Origin of the sequence: Sphingomonas hominis (genome assembly GCF_013328205.1) — a bacterium.
In the GTDB taxonomy this organism is placed as follows: domain Bacteria; phylum Pseudomonadota; class Alphaproteobacteria; order Sphingomonadales; family Sphingomonadaceae; genus Sphingomonas; species Sphingomonas hominis.
This window is the reverse complement of record NZ_JABULH010000004.1, coordinates 135,945-154,100: the sequence shown is the minus strand read 5'-3', so window position 1 is coordinate 154,100 and position 18,156 is coordinate 135,945. Positions and strand designations below refer to the sequence as shown.

Here is an 18,156-nt window from a genome sequence, read left to right as displayed (position 1 = left end):
CACTTAACGGTAAAGTTACGCCGCTTCGGTACCACCCCGCTCACCTTCATCTCGCGAGTTTCCCGCGCATGCGCTCCACCGTTCTGCTTCTCTCCACTGCTGCCGCGACGCTCGCCGCCTGCGCGGGGCCGGTGCGCTATGCGCCGGCACCAGCAGTGCCGCTGACCGCGGGCTCGCTCGATCTCGCGCGGGATGCATCGCGCATGGTGGAGGCACGGCTCGATCAGGACGGCGACTTCCACGCCGGCGACCTCGTCCGCCTCACCTTCCCCTACACGCCACAGCTCAACAGCGATCAGCGCGTCCAGCTCTCCGGCGCGATCAGCCCGCCGCTGCTCGCCCCCGTCGAAATCCGCGGCCTGACCGCCACACAGCTACAAACCCGGCTCCAATCGCTCTACCGCCCCAAGCTCGCGCGACCCGATGTTTCGGTGACTGTGCTCGAATACAACCGCCCGCCCCCGCCACAGGAGATCTTCGTGCTAGGTGAAGTCGCCAAGCCCGGCAACTTTCCTTATCGCGACGGCACCACCCCGTTCGAGGGGATCGCGCGCGCCGGCGGCGGCAACCGCGACGCCGATCTGTCGCGCGTCGTCGCACTGACCCCGATCGGCAACCAATTGGTCGCGCGCATGCTCGACCTGTCGGCGACGCTGAACGGCAGCGCGCGGCCGATCGACTTCCTGCCGCCCTACACCATCCTGATCGTGCCACCGACCGCGATCGCGCGCGATGTCGACCGTTCGCGCCAGATCCGCGCGATTATCGGCTTCAACGGCATCAACGTCGGCTCGGCCGTCACGTTGATCCAGCCGTGAGCCTGGCCCTGCCCCGCGGAGCGCGTTCGTGAACGGCATCGGCGCCACCTATCTGCGGATTGTGCTGTCGCGCTGGAAGCTGATCCTCGCGCTCGTGCTCACCTGCACGCTGCTCGCCTGGGCGGTCAGCCAATTCTACCTCGCGCAGAAACCAAAGTTCGAGGCCGCGGCGCGGCTCAACATCGTGCCGACCGCGGAGGAGCTAGGCTACGCCAGCCGTTTCGTGCGCGGCTCGACCTTCGACGGCGGCAGCGTGCTGCTCGGCACCTACGCCGAGTTCGCACGCACCCGCCCCGTCGTCGCGCCGATCGTCGACCGCTACATCGCCGAGCATGCCGCCGCCGCCGGCCAGAGCAGCGCCGAGTGGATCAAGGCCAACACCGGCGCGCCGTCCTTCTCGCCCGGCCATATTCTCTCGATCCTCAATTACGGCGAGGCGCCCCCGCTTCCCTTGCGCGACGACATGATCGAGTCGCTGCTCGAGGGCACCACGATCGAGACGGTGGAGGGCACCTACCTGATCCGCATCGCGGTCGAGTGGGACGATCCGCAATCCGCCGCCTGGTTCGCCAACGCGCTCGCCGACGCGATCATCGCGCGCGCCGACACCGCGTCGCGCAACTCGGGCCGCGAACTCGCCGGCACGATCGAGAACCGGCTGGATCAGAAACGCGCCGAACTCGCCGCGGTGCTGAAACGCTCGCGCGACCTCAAATCCTCGATCGGCGTGGTCGACATCGACCGCCAGAAGCAGTCGCTGCTCGAAGCGCGCCTGACCGAACAGGCCGCGCTCACCACCGACCGCGCCGCGCGCGACGCGGCGGCGAGCCAAGTCGCCGCACTCCGTCGCCAGGCCGGCGGCAAATTGTCGAGCGCGCAGGGCGTGCTCGACCAGACGCTCGCGGTCGAGGCACCTCGCGCCTCCGGCCTCGAACGCAGCGTGGCGATCCGCGAAGGGCGCATCGGCCAGCTCGACCGCCAGATCGCCGGGCTGGGCGGCTACGAGGACCGCGTGAAAGCGCTCGACGATCAGGCAACCGCGCTCCAGGCCGAGGTCACAGCGCTGACCGAGCGCGTCAGCTTCAGCCAGACCGAGAACCTCGCCAACGGCCCGCGCATCCAGTTGATCGAGCGCGCCACCCCGCCGCTGGTCCGCTCCTCGCCCAAGATCTTCTTCAACACGGTGCTCGGCTTCATTGCCGGCTGCGCGCTGTCGGCCTGCGCGCTGCTGCTGCTCGGTGCGGCACCCGCGCGGCGCGACGACAAGGATGAGGAGGCGCTAGAGGCAACCGCGCTCGACCACGCTCACGCCGATCCGCCGCGCGCGATCGCCGACGTGCACCCGATCCGTCCCGAGCCCGCGCGCACCGCCAAGCGGGCGGTGGCGCTGGCGAGCGTCGCAGTCGCGGCCGAGCCCGAGCGCGCACCCGAGCCGCCGCGCGTCCACGACGACCATCATCTGTCGCAGGCGCTGCCGCGCCCGATCGATCCACAGGGCTATTCCGCCGCCGAGATCGCGGCCGCCGGGCGGATGCTCGCCGATGACGCCTTCATCCACCTCGACGACGATCGCCCGGTGTTCGTCGGCGCGATCGGCAGCGACCGCGACGCGCAGCAATTGTCGCAGATCGTGCACGGCCTGCTGCGTCGCAGCGGTCAGCGTCTGCACATCGTCGACGGCACGCAGGCAGGCGCACGCTGGGATGCCGCGGCGAAACCGTTCGTCTACCTCGGCGGGCTATCGCAGAGCGCGCACCCTGACACGCTGTCGCGCCTGCCAGCCGACGCATTGCTGATGCTGGCGGCAAGCGGCGACGAGCGCGTCTACTGGCGCGAGCAGGTCGACACGGCGGCCTTGCCGAGCGCGCATGTCGTCGAATTCGAGCGCTGAGCCCTCGCTCGCGCCCCGGCGCGGGCCGGTCGCCCCTGCCCCGACCGCCGCCTCGGCCGAGACGATGCGCGCGCTCGCGATGGTGCCGCTCGTCGTCTACGCCGTTCTGACGCAGCTCGATGCGGTCGCCAACCGGCTGTCGGGCGGTTCGCCGATCGGCACCACCGAACTGACGCTCGCCGCACTCCTCGGCATGACCGCGCTGATCTTCATCGCACCTGGCGACGAGCCGGCCCCAGCACGCGCATACGGCAACACCGGCGCGCGGCTGATCGCGCTCATGTTCTGCTGGGCAGTGGTCAGCTGGACGCTGTCAGCGCACCAGTCGGAGGGCCTCAGCTACCTGTCGAAGCTGTTCGTCGCCATTCTGCCGGCGCTGTGCACGCTCATCATCGCCGATCGGCCGTCCCGCATCCGCCTGCTGCTATGGGCGATCATCGCCGCCGGCGCGGTATCGGCCGCGATCATCGTGATCGAGTCGCGCACCGGCACGCGCCTCGTGTCGACCTCGATCGCGGCGACCACCGCGGGGTTCGAGGGCGTCGCGCGCTCGGCCGGCGGATCGGACCAGAACCCGACCACCGCGGCGCAGATGCTGCTCGTCTCGGTTGCGCTCGCGGCGGCCTTGCTGTTCTCGGGCGAGCGGCGCTTCCGTCTCGTCTACGCCGGTGTCGTCGCGCTCGGGGCGCTCGCACTGGTGCTCGGCTCGGCGCGCAGTGCGATCATCGGGCTGGCGGTCGCCTTCGCGCTGATCGCGCTGTCGTTCCGCGGCAAGCCCTATTTCCCGCTGCTCATCATCGGTGGGCTAGTCGCCTGCGTAGGCGCGATCCCGTTCCTGCCGCCGACCTTGCTCGAGCGCTTCACTGCCGTGACCGACTTCGGTCGCGACCAGACATTATACCGCCGCATCAGCTACCTGCGCATCGGCTTCGACCTGCTGCAGCAATCACCGATCTGGGGCGTGGGGCCGGGCAACTTCCCGCTCCACTACCTCCTGCCCGATTACCGCTGGATGCCGGGCCGCGAACTCTACCCGCGCGAACTCCACAACACCTACCTCGACGCCGCGGTCGAGTACGGGCTGGTCGGCTTCCTCGCCTTCGCTGCCGCACTCGGCTACGCGCTTCTTGCGGCGTGGCGGGCGATGGGCTCGCGGGACCCGCTGCTCGCGCGCTGCGCCTTCGCGGTCGGGGTCGCGCTCCTCGCGCTGATGGCGGCGTGTTTCTTCATGCCGCACAAGAACCTGCGCTACCTCTGGCTGGTGGTCGCGATTGCCGTGCAATGCGGACGCCTGCGCGCCGCCGAAAAGGTGTCCCCATGAAGCTCGCCGTTATCGTCACCGAATTTCCGAAATCGACCGAGACGTTCATCTACCGCGATCTCGTCAAGTTCATCGAGGCGGGCGTCGACGTGCGGCTCTACCACGTCGCGCCGTTCCGCCACGCGCAGCCGCTCCACGGGTTCGCCGCGCCGCTGAGAGATCGCGCGGTCGACTTCAGCTTCGTTCAGCCCGCCGCGCTCGCCCGCGCGCTGGCGCGGCGTCCCGCGGCGCTCACGGCCGGCATCGCGCGCATGCTCCACGCCTATCGCCGCCACCCGCGCATCGCCGCCAAGTCGCTGGCACTCGTGCCCAAGGCGCTGGCGATCGCCGAGGACGCGCGCGCCTGGGGCGCGACCCACGTGCACGCCGAGTTCGCCGGCCACCCCGCGACCGCTGCCTGGCTCGGGCATCTCGCGGGCGGCCTGCCCTATTCGGTCAGTTGCCGCGCGCACGACGTGTTCCGCACCCAGTCGCTGCTGGCCGAGAAACTGGGTGCCGCCGCCGCGGTCCGCGCCGTCAGCGACTTCGGGCGCGACTTCCTGCGCGGCCATGTCACCGGGCTCGCGACCCGCGACATTCACGTCATCCATTCCAGCGTCGATGTCGGCCGCATCGAGCCGGTCGAGGCAATCCCAGCAACCGACCCGTTCCGAATCCTCTACGTCGGCGCGATGGAGCCCAAGAAAGGCGTGCAGCACCTACTCGACGCGCTGGTGATCGCCGGACCTGCGCTCGGCGAGTGGCGCTGCGACCTGATCGGCCACGGCCCCGACGCGGAGACCTTGCGCGCACGCGCAGCGCAGCTCGGCCTCGCCGACCGCGTCCGCTTCCACGGCGCGCAAGCCTTCGAGGTCGTCGCGGAATCGTATCGCACCGCCAGCGTCTGCGTCGCGCCCAGCGTCATCGGCCCGAACGGCCGTCAGGAAGGCATTCCCAACGTGATGATCGAGGCGCTCGCCTATCAGCGCCCCGCCATCACCACCGCGATCTCCGGCATTCCCGAGTTGATCCGCGACGGCGACACCGGCCTGCTGGTGCCACCCGGCGACGCAGTAGCGCTCGCCACTGCTTTCACCCGCGTCCTTGCCGACCCACACGCCGCGCTGGCGATGGCGAAGCGCGGCCGCGCGCACGTCGAGGCGGAGTTCGATCTGGAGAAGAACGCGCGCCGCCAACTCGCGCTATTCTTCCCGTAAGGAGCACCGTCATCTCGGACCGGGTCCGGGATCCCGCTTCCTCCCGTCGGCTCCTCAGTAAGCCGTCCGGTTCCCGCCCTTGCCCAGCGCGCGCTTGACGTTCGCCGCCGTGCTCTTGACCAGCCGGTGCCCCGCGATCTTGGCCGCGTCGACGCTCGGGTTCGCGCCCGGCACGCCCGGCTCGACGCCCAGCGCGCGCATCCGCTGGTTGACGCGGTGCAGCCGCGCCTCGCCGTCGCTCAGCCCCGAGCGCCAGGTGATGCTGAACGAGATCGACGGTGTTGGGCCGTTCTGCACCCAGTGCGGCGCTTTGACCGGCACGTAGACCGCGTCGCCCGGTGCCATGGCGAAGTCGCGTGCCTTTGCATCGAAGCTCGGATCATGGCGCATGTTGCGGTGGCTGCCGCCGCGGTGGAACGCCTCGTGCACCTGCTGCGGCACGATCTCGTCGTCACCCGCCGGATAGACGCGCATCGTCTTGGTGCCCGCAATCTGCAGCAGGATATTGTGCTCCGGGTCCATGTGGAACGGCGTGACCGACCCCGGCGCCGACAGGAAGATGAACGCCTCGCGCCGGCGGTACGGGCCGGTCATCAGGCTGGTGACCGGCGCGATCTCGGCCAGGCACGCGTCGATCAGCGCGGCATAGTCGGGATCGACATCGACCTTCTTCAACACCATCCAGCAGCCGTTCGTCGCGATCGTGCGCACGATCTCGCCCGGCGACAGATCGGCCTGGCGGACGCCCGACGGATCCTGATCGACCTTGAGGTTTCCCAAACTCTGCTCGACGTGGCTGGCGGGCAGACGCTCTGCCAGCGCGGCGAGCGCCGGTAGCGCGAACAACGGATGGTCATGCAACTGGTGCCGAACCGGTGCGGCTGTCGCCGGGTAAGCGACGGAAAAGTCGGTCAGCCCGTGGTCGGCAAACAGCGAGTGCGTCATGCTGGTGTTCCTTGAGGGATCGGGGATGTGGACGCGCGGGCGCGCCGCGTGCGCCAGCGATCGCTGCCGAGGCACAGCAATCGCGAGAAAGCATTGTCGAACGGCACCGCCAGCGACACGATCCGCCGTCGCTCGGGCCAGATCCGGTCGATCATCGGGTGCCCGGCGCGCGCGCAACTATCGACCCGCGCGAGTCCGCGGCGATCGAGCGCGTAGGCGAGATATTCCATCTCGATCAGCACGCCGGGCGAGAAGCTCCCCCAGTCCTCGTCATACGCGATCTTCAGCTGGAACGCTTCGTCACCGCGCTCCAGGTTGGCGAGCATCGCGATCGCCTGGCCGCCCACGCTCATGCGATGGAAGTCGAGCGTGCCCTCGGCGTGCGCGGCGCGCAGAAGTCTGCGGAAACACCGCTCGGTCGCCGGGTCCGCCGCCGCCGCGACACCCTCGCGACCCTTCCACCCGGTCTGCTCGAGCGCGAACAGCGCGTCGATCCACGCCTCGACCGGCTCATCCGCCGTCAATCGCTCGAACAACAGCGCGCCGCGATCATTCAACCGTGCGCGCAGCCGGCGATGCTCCTTCAACACCTTGCCGCGGACGTGCTCGGCGGCATGTTCGGCGCTCGACACGCCGCCGTGCAGCACCGCGCGGCCGTAATCCCGCGTGCGATAGTACGGTCGACCCTGCTCGCCCAGCACCGCCAGCAGTGCGCGCGTCCCCGCGCTGTCGGCATCAAGCGCCGACAACCGCAGATACTGCCCCGGCATCCGCGCCAGCAGCGGCAGTCCCGCACGCCAGAACGCCGCCTCAGCACCCGCGAGCAACAGCGGCTCGCCCAGCGCACGCACGCGCTGATCCCAATTCTCGACGCACAGCGCCAGCCCGCGCGCGCGCCGCGTCGTGATCGGCAGCGCGCCGATCAGCGTCTCACCCTGCCACACCAGCAGCACGCGCGGTCGCGCCGCCTCCGGCAGATCGACGCACGCCGCCACCGCCGCCGGCGCGTAGAACGGATTGGCCGTACCCGCCGCCTGCGCGAGCGCGTGCCACGCGTCCGCGGGCACCGCCTGCCAGTCCAGTGTTTCGGCGCGTTCGGCCATGATCCTAGCTCGATATCTGCGCGTCGGCATAGGACGTAAGTCTCACCAACAGGTTCACGCGCGCCCGCTGGACGCGGCACCGGGCAATCGTTACGCTCGCGTTAACCCTTTCCGGCAGCGAGCATGTACCCCGACCCCTGGTTCCTCCTCGCCGTCGTCGCCAGCTTCACCGGCTACGCCATCTATCTCGCCGGGCTACAACGCCGCCTGGTCGAGCCGAACCGCGCCTCCTGGCTAATCTGGGGCAGCGGAACCCTGGTCGAGGCGGTCACCTATGCCGCGGTCAATCCCGGCACACTGCAATCGTTCGTGTTCCTGTTCTCCGCCGCTGCCTGCCTCACCGTCGCAATCGCCTTGTGGCGCCGCTCGCGCTGGTCGGCGCCCGATGCGATCGAAGGCGTCTGCATGGCCTCTTCGCTCGGCGCGATCCTGTTGTGGCTGGTCTTTCGCGAGGCGTTCTGGGCGCACATGCTGGTTGTCGCGGTGGTGCCGGTCAGCTTCTGGCCGACGTGGCGCAGCGTCTGGGCCGACCGCGCGCGCGAACGCTCGCCCGCCTGGGGATTGTGGTCGATCGGCGACCTCGCCACGCTGATCCTCGCCACCCGGATGGGCGGACAGGGTATCGGCGAATACGCGTATATCCTGGTCGAACTCGCCTGCCACGCCAGCGTCTGGTTCATGGTCGGGCTCGCCACGGTCAACCCGCTACGCTCGTTCGGCTGGCGCGAGGGCCGATTGCGCGTGCTCGACGCCTACGCGCCCGCGAACCCCTTCGCGGTTCGGGACACCCACCTCGGCAAGGCGGTGTTCGCCGCGCAAGCGTTCGCCGCGGGCGAGCCGATCGTCGCCTTTACCGGCCGTCGCCTCGCCGCCGACCGCCTGCCGCGCCGCCTGTCGGGACGTACCGATCGCTTCGTGCAGATCACGCGCGATGCGTACCTCGGCCCCTCGGGCGCGATCGACGACCTGATCAACCACAGCTGCGCGCCCAACGCCGGGCTGCACTTCACCGGCGACGCCCCGCTGCTTGTCGCGATGCGCGACATCGCGGTGGGTGAGGAGATCAGCTGGGATTATTCCACCACGCTCGCCGATCCTGATTGGCGTATGGCCTGCGCGTGCGGCGCGCCCGCGTGTCGCGGCACGATCGCCGCATTCGACACCCTCCCGCCGGAGCGACAGCGCTGGTATCTCGACCACGATCTCGTCGCCCCATACCTTAGACGCGACCGGACCGACGTCGCCGCGTGACAGGCTAGCGCGGTTTCAACCAATCCAACTTCCCGTCATCCCGGACTTGATCCGGGATCCCGCTGCCTTCCCCTACCCTGTCGAGAAAGCGGGACCCTGGGTCTAGTCCGGGGTGACGAAAGAAAGTGCGTTCACTCGGTCTAAAAACACCCAAGCACCACGTCTTCAACACCGCTTAGGACAGCAACACAGACCAACGACCAGTTACGACTTCCCCAATAAGCAGCATCACCCAACAATCGCGCCCATCATCGACGACTCACTGAACGAAATCTACCCCAATCAGGTGCAACAATACCTCGGATACCGTAGCCTATGCCGGCGGTTACTCGCTGCGACTTCACAACGACGATCGAACCGATCGTTGCTAGCGTGACGTCCAATGGGAGGATAACTCAATGCTCAACCGTTTGTCAGCCGGCACGTTCGTCGCCATCACCGCCGCATCGCTCGGCCTGGCCGGCTGCGTCGACCCATCGGCGAAGATCGCGGGCTCGCTAGAGGGTTACGGGTTCCAGCCCGCGCAATCGCAGTGCGTCGGCGACCGGCTGGAGGCGAACCTGTCGCTCGGCCAGTTACAGCAGCTCGGCCGCGCCGCCCGCGCCACGCGCGAGGGCGACACCACGCCCGGTCGTCTGACCACCAGCGACTTCGTCCGCGCCGCCCGTCAGGTGAAGGACCCCAAGGTCGCGCTGGAAGTCGGCAAGGCCGCCGCCGGATGCGGTATCCTGACCGACCCCGCCTCACCGCTGTAACTACGGACGAAGTGGGCGCTCAGGCCGCCTGGTCGAGCGCCCGCGCTCCGGTGCCGGCGGCCTTCAGCGTCAGCACCGCCGACGCCCCGGTACCCCGCCCCTCGCTCTCCAGCCGCAGCGACCCCTCCATCGCGGTCATCGAATTGGCGCACCAGTGCAGCCCCAGCCCGCCCGACTTGTGCGCACGGGTTGAATAACCGCGCTGGAACAACGTCGCACCGACGTGCGGCTCGAACCCCTCGCCATCGTCGCTGATCCGCACCTCGACCCGCCCGTCCACGCGCGCGAACGACACGGTGATGCGCCCGCTCGCACGCCCCGCCGCCGCGATCGCCTCCGCCGCATTGGCGAACAGGTTGCCGACCACCTGGCTCAGGATCACGCGGTTCGCCAGCACCGGGTGCGGCTCGGCCGGATAGCTGAACGCGATCTGCGTCGTACCCGAATAGCGAGCAATGGTCGCATTCTGCGCAATCACATCGGTCATGTCGCACTCTGACAGATGCGGTCGCTCGTGCGCCGCCGCCTGCTGCTGCCCGATGATGTCGAGCACGTGGGCGAGCGCGTCGCGCCCGATCCGCAACTGCTCCACCTTATCGGCCCGCGCTACCGGAGAGGTCTCTTCAACACCTTGCCGCGGACGTGCTCGGCAGGGTGGTCGGCGCTTAACACGCCGCTGTGCAGCACCGAGCGACCGTAATCGCGCGTGCGGTAATATGGCTCCCCTGCCCGCTCAGCACCGCCAGCAGCGCCGCGTCTTCGAATGGTCGGCATCGAGTGCCCACATCCGCAGATGTTGCCCCGGCCGCTGTGCCAACAGCGGCAGTCCCGCGCGCCGGAACGCCGGCTCGTCACCCGCGCGCAACAGCGGCTCGCCGAGCGCGCGGCTGCGCCGCCTCCGGTAGATCGACGCAGGCCGCACTGCCGCCGGCGCGTAGAACGGATTGGCCGTACCCGCCGCCTGCGCGAGCGCGTGCCACGCGTCCGCGGGCACCGCCTGCCAGTCCAGTGTTTCGGCGCGTTCGGCCATGATCCTAGCTCGATATCTGCGCGTCGGCATAGGACGTAAGTCTCACCAACAGGTTCACGCGCGCCCGCTGGACGCGGCACCGGGCAATCGTTACGCTCGCGTTAACCCTTTCCGGCAGCGAGCATGTACCCCGACCCCTGGTTCCTCCTCGCCGTCGTCGCCAGCTTCACCGGCTACGCCATCTATCTCGCCGGGCTGCAACGCCGCCTGGTTGAGCCGAACCGCGCCTCCTGGCTGATCTGGGGCAGCGGAACCCTGGTCGAGGCGGTTACCTACGCTGCGGTCAATCCCGGCACGCTGCAATCGCTCGTTTCCTGTTCTCCGCCGCTGCCTGCCTCACCGTCGTGGTCGCCTTGCGGCGCCGCTCGCGCTGGTCGGCGCCCGACGCGACGGCATGATCACATCTGTAGCCTTTTAGCCACGTGCAGCTGACACAACATGCCCGAATAACGTGGAATCAAAGGCGCCGCGTCGCATTGCTCGCGCTGCTCGGGCTAGCGCTCACGTTGATCATGCTAGGTCTACGCAGCGCCCCGGCCCCCATCAGTTCACAAGTGGCAGCAGGAACGGCCGGCGATGCTGCCTTATATCGGGCCATCGATCGACGCGTTGCCGCGGGTGAGCCTTATTACCGCGTCGTCGTACAAGAGCAGCGCGCGCGTAATTATCCGCTGCAACCGTTCGTCGTGGTGCGCCCGCCGACGCGCACATGGCTTTTCGCGCAGGTCGGGGACGCAGGTGCACTGTGTTTAGCGTGGCTGCTTGCCGGTTTCGTGATCGCGACCCTCGCTTGGCGACTGCGAACGGCCACGACATCGCTGCCGCTATGGAGCGCGAGCTTCGCCGTTGTCGCCGCCTCTGTCGTGCCGCTCGTCAATCCCGTGGTGGTGCTGTGGAGTGATCTGTGGGCCGGGCTACTGACTGCACTGTCGCTAGGCTGTCGCAGCGATCGACACTGGCGAGCCAGCGTCGCGTTCGGCTTCCTGGCCGTGTTATTCCGTGAATTGGCGCTCGCCTACCTCGCCGCAATGATGCTCGCCGCGCTGGTCGAGCGGCGCCGGTTCGAGGCAGCGGTCTGGTTCGGGGGCATTGCCCTGGCACTCGGTCTTCTCGCGGTCCATGCAGTCGCTGTTCATGCCGTGCTGCCGCCCGACGCACCGGTGTCGCAAGGCTGGCTGCGCGCCGGCGGCTGGCATTTCGATCTGTCAATGGCGCGCGCGACCACCTTCTTGCTGCTGCTGCCTGCGTCGATCGCCGCGGTCTTCGTACCACTCGCGCTGTTCGGATGGGCTGCCACGCGCGGCGGCTTCGCACGCCGCGTGACGCTCGCGCTCGCCGCTTGGCTGCTGCCGTTCCTGCTAATCGGACGACCGGAGAACAGTTACTGGGGACTGCTGATGGCGCCGTTCTGGCTCGCGGGCTTTCCGCTCGCTTTGCCGGCGCTCTACGAACTCGTGCGACGACCTCACCCGATCACGGCTTGATAGGATAGCTCGCCTACCCACTGGCGCGACGATCGCATCGCGCAACCGTCACGCCGCTCGGTCAAGCACCACCCCGACCGGCGCCTTCAGCGTCAGCACCGCCGACGCCCCGGTACCCCGCCCCTCGCTCTCCAGCCGCAGCGCCCCTTCCATCGCGGTCATCGAATTGGCGCACCAGTGGAGTCCCAAGCCCCCCGACTTGTGCGCACGGGTCGAGTAACCGCGCTGGAACAACACCGCGCCGACGTGCGGCTCGAACCCCTCGCCATCGTCGCTGATCCGCACCTCGACCCGCCCGTCCACGCGCGCGAACGACACGGTGATGCGCCCGCTCGCACGCCCCGCCGCCGCGATCGCCTCCGCCGCATTGGCGAACAGGTTGCCGACCACCTGGCTCAGGATCACGCGGTTCGCCAGCACCGGATGCGGCTCGGCCGGGTAGCTGAACGCGATCTGCGTCGTGCCCGAATAGCGCGCAATGGTCGCGTTCTGCGCGATCACGTCGGTCATGTCGCACTCGGACAAATGCGGCCGCTCGTGCGCCGCCGCCTGCTGCTGCCCGATGATGTCGAGCACGTGGGCGAGCGCGTCGCGCCCGATCCGCAATTGCTCGACCTGCTCGGCCCGTGCCGTCTCCAGCGCCGACACGCCCGCTGCCACGAACACGCCCAGCTTGACCCGTCGCGCCTCGGCCATGTCGGACTTGCCCAGCTCGCCCGCCGCGCGTGCCAGCATCGCCCCGTCAACCGGCGGCGGCTTGCCGATCCCGTGGCTGATCACGGTCGAGATCGGTGACAGCGCGTTGCGCACGTTGTGCATCACCGCCACCGCGCTCTCCGACCGGCCGAGCGCGAAGCTCTGCGCCTCGATCTGCTCGCGCAGGTCCTTCAACTGCGCCAGCATCGCGTTAAAGCTCAACCCCAGCGACCCGATCTCGTCGCGCCGCCCGTCGTCCTCCAGCAGCGCCAGCGATCCCGACGCGCGCACCCGCTCCATGTGCCGCTCGACCCGCGCCAACGGCACCAGCACCAGTCGCCCGATCATCCGCCGCAGCATCATCAGGACGATGAGCAGCAGCAGCACCGATCCCGCCACCGCCACCAACAGCATCCGCTTGCCCAGCATCGACACCTCGCGCGGCACCGTGAAGCGCGCGCTCGCCACCGGCTCCCCGCCCGCGCCGTCGATCGGCACGGTGATCGACATACGCGCGCGCGATTGCTGCACCGCTTCCTCGCGCGCCGGGTCCAGATCGATCCGCGCGTCGAGCTGCAACAATGCGGCGAGCTGCGGCGAGGTGATCTCGCGCGCCATCAGCACGAACCCGCGCGGCGTGCCGGTGCCGTCGCTGCGCCGCACCTGCGCGACACCGACCGCCGCCACCACGCCGCCCAGCCGCGCGTAGAAACTCGCCGAACTGCGCCCCTTGAGCAATCGCGACAGGTCGCGCTCGCCGATCATCCGCATCAGCCGCGCGCGCATCGCCGGCTGGTCGCGGTGCGCTTCGTCGATCCAGCGCGCGATCACGATGCGGCGACCGTCCGCGACATAGGCCATCGCGTTGACGTCCAGATTCGCCATCGCCAGCGGCGAGAAGCTCTCGCGCTCGAACGCGGCGGACGGCCGCGCCATGTAGGCGTAGCTGTCGTTCCAGTCGCCGTAATCCTTGACCGCGCTCTCGACCTTGTTGGCATATTCGGCGAGCGCGGCGTGCGTCCGCTCGACGTGCGCGTCGACCGATCGCCGCTCCAGCTTGTTGAAGCTCGGCAGGATGATCGCGGCGAGCAGCAGCGTGATCGCCACCGCGCCCACCGCCCCGACCGCGGTCAGGATCAGCACCAGCCGCGCCCCCAACGAGCGCGGGTTGCGCAGCGCGCCGACCTGCGCCCCGACGTGGCGCCGAACCTGCGCCGCCATCAGCCGTGCGTGCCCGTCGCCGGCTCCACCTGCACGAAGCGCGCGTGCGCCATCTCGCGCGCGGGCGCCTCCGCCAGCGGTCGCGCGAAATGATAGCCCTGCAGGTGGCTCGCCCCCGCCACGCGCAGCAAGTCGACCTGCGCTGCGGTTTCCACGCCTTCCGCGATCACCGTCAGGTTCAGCGACTGCGCGAGGTGGACGATCGAGCGCACGATCGCCGCCGATTCGCGCTCACGCGACATGCCGTCGATGAAGCTGCGGTCGATCTTCAACGCATCCAGCGCGAACTTGCGGATATTGTAGAGCGACGAATAACCGGTGCCGAAATCGTCTAGCGCGATCCGGAACCCCATCTGCCGCAACCGGTACAGCGTCTCCGCCGCGCGATCGGCGTCGTCGAAGATGGCGGTCTCGGTGATCTCGATCTGCAACCGGCTGGGCTCCACGCCGGCGCGCTGGCAGCGCTCGATGATATAGCCGACGAAATTGTGCCGCCGGAACTGGCGCGGGCTGAAGTTGACCGACACATATTGCCCCGGCCACGTCTTCAGCACGTCCAGGCTGTGTTCCAGCACCCAGTCGCCAAGCTCGTGGATCAGGTTCGATTCTTCCGCGATCGGGATGAACGTCGCCGGGCTGATCGGCCCGTATTCGGTCGTGTGCCAGCGCAGCAGCGCCTCGAACCCGACCACCTCGAACGTGCCGTGCGCGACGATCGGCTGATAGACCAAAGCCAGCTCGTCTCGCGCGATCGCCTGCGACAGGCCGGTCTCGATCCGGCGGCGCACGCGCACGCCCTCGTCCATGCTCTCGTCGAACAGCCGCGCGAGCCCGCGCCCCTGCCGCTTGGCATCGTTGAGCGCCAGGTCGGCGCGGCGGATCAGGTCGATCGGATCGCGATTGTCGCCCTCGCCCGCGGTCACCACACCCGCCGACGCCGCGGTCTGCACCGCGTGGCCCAACACCTTCAGCTCGACCGCGCAGGCGTGAACGACGCGCGTGCACGCCATCTCCGCCGCCTGCTCGCCCGGCGTCTCGAACAGCAGGCCGAACTCGTCGCCGCCCAGCCGCGCGACCAGCCCGCCCGGCGGCACCGCGTCCTGCAGGATCATGCAGATCTCGCGGATCAGCTCGTCGCCCGCCAGATGCCCCAGTGTGTCGTTGACCAGCTTGAACTTGTCGAGGTCGATCATCGCCACTGCGAACCGTCCCGGCTGCTTCGCCCGCTCCGCCAGGGCGCGCAGGAACGCGAGCCGGTTGGGCGCATCGGTCAGCGCGTCGTGCGTCGCGATGTGGATCGCCTTGACCTCGTTGGCGGCGAGTTCGGCCGCCTGTTCCTCCAGCAGCACGACCTGCCGCGACAATTGCTCGCGCGCCGCCTTCAACGCGCGGTCGCTTTCCCAGCGGTGGGAAAGCGCGGTGGCAGTCTGCACGATCTCGGCGACCTCGAACGGCTTGGCGATGTAGAAGATCTTGTCCGCCGGCCCGGCGACCTTGCTGATCTCGACCAGCGAGAAATCGGAATAGCCGGTCACGATCACGATGTTGACGTCGGGATCGAGCGCGCGGATGCGCCGCGCGGTTTCCTTGCCGTCGATCCCCGGCGGCATCCGTATGTCGATGAACGCGACCGCGAACGGCGTGTCGTCGGCGCGCGCACGCTCGACCTCGGCCACCGCGTCGAGCCCCTGCATGTGGTGGACGCAATCGAACGTCTCGGCCGGCTCGTGCGCGCGCACCGCACCGCCATCGCCATCCTCGTCGCCGAACAGCTCCGCCGCCATCGCCGACAACGACCCCGCCTCCGCATGATCCACCGGCGCGAAGCTGCGCCGGTAGCTGTCGTGCATCATCGGTTCGTCGTCTACGATCAGTATGCGCATGCGTATCGCCTCGTTGCCGCAACCGGTGCCGGTCGCGCCGCGATACGGTAAGCGAAGGTGGTTAAACGCGCGTAAAGGCCCGATCGGTGCGCTCCGCCAGCGCCTGTGCGCCGAGCACCACCGCGCCCAGCGGCCCGGCGCCTGCGCCCAGCGCGGCGGGCACCAGGAACGTCTCCATATTCTCCAGTTCGGGCCGCACGACGTAGCCGTTGAGCGACAGGCGCGTCGCCGCGCGCAGTTGAGGCAACAAATGCGGATTGCCGACCAGCACGCCGCCACCCAGCACGATCCGGCGCGGCACCCCAGTCAGCACCAACGTCGCCATCAAATGGGCGAGCGCGTCGACCACGCTGTCCCAGGCGGGGTGATCCGCGTCCAAATCTTCGCCCTTGATGCCGGTGCGGGCGGCGATCGCCGGACCCGAGGCGAGCCCCTCGACGCAGGCGCCGTGAAACGGGCACACGCCGGTCCAGTCGTCGCCGCTCAACCGCGGCACGCGGATGTGACCCAGTTCGGCGTGGGTCAGCCCATCGACCGGCTGGCCGTGTGCGATCATCCCCGCGCCGATCCCGGTACCGACGGTGACATAGGCGAGCGCGTCCAATCCCTGCCCCGCGCCCCAGCGCGCTTCGCCCAGCGCCGCCCCCACCACGTCGGTGTGGAACCCGACCGGCACGTCGTAGCGCGCGGCGAAGCGGCGCGCGACGTTGGTGTCCGCCCATCCCGGTTTCGGGGTCGAGGTGATGTTGCCGTAATCGCCGGACTGCCGGTCGATCGACACCGGACCGAAACTGCCGATGCCGATCGCGGCGAACCCGCGCCACCCGTCGAGCACCGCTTCCAACGCCGACAGCGTCTCCTCTGGGCGCGTCGTCGGCACCCGCACCTCCTCGTGGATCGCGTCGGGACCGCTCGCCAGCATCGCGACGCATTTGGTGCCGCCCAGCTCCAGCGCGGCGATGGGCGGCGCGTCGGTCATTCGCTCTCCTTGGCGGCGGCATCGATCCGCCGCAGCATGTGGGTGAACTGTTCCAACTCGCCGACCGCGAAGCGCGAGAAGATGCGCGCTTCCAGCTCCTTCGCCTTGGGCACGACCTCGTCGTACAATGCGTGCCCTGCCTGGCTCAGCGTCAAATGGTGCGATCGCCGATCCTGGCTGTTCGGGCTGCGCTCCAGCAGACCGCGCTGCGTCAGCGCAATCGCCGCGCGACTGACCGTCACCTTGTCCATGCGCGTGCGCTCGCCGATCTCAGCCTGCGTCGTGGCCGTTCCTTCGGCGATCACGGTGACCAGCCGCCATTCGGGGATGCTCAGCCCGAACAGCGCCTCATAAGCGGTAGCGATACGGCTGCTGACGCGGTTCGACGTGACCGACAGCAGGAAGGGGACGAAATCGTCGAGGATCAGGCGATCGGCCATATACCGCTCGCGCTAACACGCCCGTTCGCCGTCGCAAAGGACCGGCGCAGTCGCAAAGGACGGACGCACGCGCGCAGCACCGGAACATGCCGCCGTTCATTGCATTTTCATGACAGGTGCCGCATCGCGGCGGCGGAGTATATCAGTGGCCCAGATACGCGCGAACGACATCACGATCGAATATGAGGATTACGGCGACGCGTCCGCACCGCCGGTTGTGCTCATCATGGGGTTGGGCGCACAGCTCGTCCGCTGGCCGATCGAGCTGGTCAACGATCTGGTCGCACGCGGCTACCGCGTCATTCGCTTCGACAATCGCGACGTCGGTCTGTCGAGCAAGTTCGATCACGCGGGCACGCCCAACATCGTCTGGACCGCGATGATCCAGCAATTCGGCCGCACGCCGCCGGTGCCTTATACGTTGCAGGACATGGCGGCCGACGCAGTGGGGTTGCTCGACGCGCTGGGGATCGAGGCTGCGCACATCGTCGGCGCGTCAATGGGCGGCATGATCGCGCAATTGGTCGCCGCTTCCTGGCCCGAACGCACGTTGTCGCTCACCTCGATCATGTCGACCACCGGCCGTTCGGATTGTTCGCGCCCGACGATGCGCGCGACCGCAGTGCTGCTGCGCCATCCGCGCACCGATGATCTGGAGGCGATCGTCGCGCACGGCACGCTCGCGGCGAACGTCGTCGGCGGGCGCTTCCCGATGGAGGACGCGTTCCTCGCCGAACGCATCCGCAGCGAGACGCTGCGCAACCGCCACCCCGCCGGCTTCGTGCGGCAGATGGCGGCGATCATCGCCGACGGCGACCGCAGCAAGCGTCTCGTGCGCATCACCGCCCCCACGCTGGTGATCCACGGCAGCGACGACCCGCTCGTCCCCGTCTCCGGCGGCCGCGAAACCGCGCGCGCGATCCCCGGTGCGCGGCTGCTCGAGATCGACGGCATGGGCCACACCCTCCCGCCGCAGGTGCTGCCCCAGATCGTCGACGCGATCGACGCCCACGCCCGCGGCGCCAGCCTCGGTCACGACATGGCCCACGCCGCCTGATCGCGGCCCTCTTCCCACGTGCGTCATCCCGGCCTTGAGCCGGGATCCCGCTATCTTGTGCCCTCCGCAACTTGACGCACGACGTC

The 18,156-nt window shown here is 68.9% G+C and carries 17 protein-coding genes; 9 read left to right on the top strand and 8 right to left on the bottom strand.

Annotated elements, in window-relative coordinates:
- Nucleotides 1-68 precede the first annotated feature (68 nt).
- Genes HRV97_RS10820 through HRV97_RS10805 form a run of 4 tightly spaced genes read left to right on the top strand, consistent with a single transcriptional unit; the run spans nucleotide 69 to nucleotide 5,226 of the window.
- The gene (locus tag HRV97_RS10820) at nucleotides 69-818 is read left to right on the top strand and encodes a polysaccharide biosynthesis/export family protein (RefSeq protein WP_174194285.1); all 750 of its coding nucleotides are present in this window, start codon (nucleotides 69-71) and stop codon (nucleotides 816-818) included.
- Between the two features lie 28 nt (nucleotides 819-846).
- Nucleotides 847-2,709 carry a GumC domain-containing protein gene (locus HRV97_RS10815; RefSeq protein ID WP_174194284.1) on the top strand — a complete coding sequence of 621 codons (1,863 nt, stop codon included), beginning with the start codon at nucleotides 847-849 and terminating at the stop codon, nucleotides 2,707-2,709.
- On the top strand, nucleotides 2,687-4,030 hold the full coding sequence (locus HRV97_RS10810; protein WP_174194283.1) for an O-antigen ligase family protein: 1,344 nt from the start codon (nucleotides 2,687-2,689) through the stop codon (nucleotides 4,028-4,030). Before HRV97_RS10815 ends, HRV97_RS10810 begins: the two co-directional genes overlap by 23 nt.
- Nucleotides 4,027-5,226, top strand: a complete 1,200-nt coding sequence (locus HRV97_RS10805) for a glycosyltransferase family 4 protein (protein ID WP_174194282.1) — start codon at nucleotides 4,027-4,029, stop codon at nucleotides 5,224-5,226. Before HRV97_RS10810 ends, HRV97_RS10805 begins: the two co-directional genes overlap by 4 nt.
- Nucleotides 5,227-5,280: 54 nt before the next feature.
- Here HRV97_RS10805 and HRV97_RS10800 read toward each other — a convergent pair whose 3' ends face one another.
- Both HRV97_RS10800 and HRV97_RS10795 read right to left on the bottom strand, forming a co-directional pair.
- A complete protein-coding gene (locus HRV97_RS10800) occupies nucleotides 5,281-6,171 on the bottom strand; it encodes a JmjC domain-containing protein (protein WP_174194281.1) in 891 nt (296 codons plus the stop codon).
- Nucleotides 6,168-7,274 carry a GNAT family N-acetyltransferase gene (locus tag HRV97_RS10795; protein ID WP_174194280.1) on the bottom strand — a complete coding sequence of 369 codons (1,107 nt, stop codon included), beginning with the start codon at nucleotides 7,272-7,274 and terminating at the stop codon, nucleotides 6,168-6,170. Before HRV97_RS10795 ends, HRV97_RS10800 begins: the two co-directional genes overlap by 4 nt.
- A gap of 123 nt (nucleotides 7,275-7,397) precedes the next feature.
- On the opposite strand from HRV97_RS10795, the gene HRV97_RS10790 reads away from it, so the two are divergent.
- Nucleotides 7,398-8,525: an SET domain-containing protein-lysine N-methyltransferase gene (locus HRV97_RS10790; protein WP_174194279.1), complete on the top strand. Its 1,128-nt coding sequence runs from the start codon at nucleotides 7,398-7,400 to the stop codon at nucleotides 8,523-8,525.
- 398 nt (nucleotides 8,526-8,923) lie between these two features.
- Nucleotides 8,924-9,280, top strand: a complete 357-nt coding sequence (locus HRV97_RS10785; protein WP_174194278.1) for a hypothetical protein — start codon at nucleotides 8,924-8,926, stop codon at nucleotides 9,278-9,280.
- 19 nt (nucleotides 9,281-9,299) lie between these two features.
- On the opposite strand, the gene HRV97_RS10780 is transcribed toward HRV97_RS10785, so the two are convergent.
- Both HRV97_RS10780 and HRV97_RS10775 read right to left on the bottom strand, forming a co-directional pair.
- Complete coding sequence (locus HRV97_RS10780; RefSeq protein ID WP_246248682.1) at nucleotides 9,300-9,863, bottom strand: sensor histidine kinase; 564 nt, start codon at nucleotides 9,861-9,863, stop codon at nucleotides 9,300-9,302.
- A gap of 150 nt (nucleotides 9,864-10,013) precedes the next feature.
- Nucleotides 10,014-10,310 carry a hypothetical protein gene (locus HRV97_RS10775; RefSeq protein ID WP_174194277.1) on the bottom strand — a complete coding sequence of 99 codons (297 nt, stop codon included), beginning with the start codon at nucleotides 10,308-10,310 and terminating at the stop codon, nucleotides 10,014-10,016.
- A 123-nt stretch (nucleotides 10,311-10,433) separates the two neighbouring features.
- Between HRV97_RS10775 and HRV97_RS10770 the strand changes: the two genes are divergently transcribed.
- Both HRV97_RS10770 and HRV97_RS10765 read left to right on the top strand, forming a co-directional pair.
- Nucleotides 10,434-10,742: a hypothetical protein gene (locus HRV97_RS10770; protein ID WP_174194276.1), complete on the top strand. Its 309-nt coding sequence runs from the start codon at nucleotides 10,434-10,436 to the stop codon at nucleotides 10,740-10,742.
- 341 nt (nucleotides 10,743-11,083) lie between these two features.
- Nucleotides 11,084-11,794 carry a hypothetical protein gene (locus tag HRV97_RS10765; RefSeq protein ID WP_223176769.1) on the top strand — a complete coding sequence of 237 codons (711 nt, stop codon included), beginning with the start codon at nucleotides 11,084-11,086 and terminating at the stop codon, nucleotides 11,792-11,794.
- 48 nt (nucleotides 11,795-11,842) lie between these two features.
- Here HRV97_RS10765 and HRV97_RS10760 read toward each other — a convergent pair whose 3' ends face one another.
- The 4 genes from HRV97_RS10760 to HRV97_RS10745 all read right to left on the bottom strand — a co-directional run bounded on the left by HRV97_RS10760 (nucleotide 11,843) and on the right by HRV97_RS10745 (nucleotide 17,013).
- Nucleotides 11,843-13,711 carry a CHASE4 domain-containing protein gene (locus tag HRV97_RS10760; RefSeq protein ID WP_174194274.1) on the bottom strand — a complete coding sequence of 623 codons (1,869 nt, stop codon included), beginning with the start codon at nucleotides 13,709-13,711 and terminating at the stop codon, nucleotides 11,843-11,845.
- On the bottom strand, nucleotides 13,711-15,594 hold the full coding sequence (locus HRV97_RS10755) for a putative bifunctional diguanylate cyclase/phosphodiesterase (RefSeq protein WP_174194273.1): 1,884 nt from the start codon (nucleotides 15,592-15,594) through the stop codon (nucleotides 13,711-13,713). The genes HRV97_RS10760 and HRV97_RS10755 overlap by 1 nt, the downstream gene beginning before the upstream one ends.
- Before the next feature lie 61 nt (nucleotides 15,595-15,655).
- On the bottom strand, nucleotides 15,656-16,573 hold the full coding sequence (locus tag HRV97_RS10750) for an ROK family protein (RefSeq protein ID WP_174194272.1): 918 nt from the start codon (nucleotides 16,571-16,573) through the stop codon (nucleotides 15,656-15,658).
- The gene (locus HRV97_RS10745) at nucleotides 16,570-17,013 is read right to left on the bottom strand and encodes a MarR family winged helix-turn-helix transcriptional regulator (protein WP_174194271.1); all 444 of its coding nucleotides are present in this window, start codon (nucleotides 17,011-17,013) and stop codon (nucleotides 16,570-16,572) included. Before HRV97_RS10745 ends, HRV97_RS10750 begins: the two co-directional genes overlap by 4 nt.
- A 145-nt stretch (nucleotides 17,014-17,158) precedes the next feature.
- Between HRV97_RS10745 and HRV97_RS10740 the strand changes: the two genes are divergently transcribed.
- Nucleotides 17,159-18,070: an alpha/beta fold hydrolase gene (locus tag HRV97_RS10740; RefSeq protein ID WP_174194270.1), complete on the top strand. Its 912-nt coding sequence runs from the start codon at nucleotides 17,159-17,161 to the stop codon at nucleotides 18,068-18,070.
- The last annotated feature ends 86 nt before the right edge of the window (nucleotides 18,071-18,156 follow it).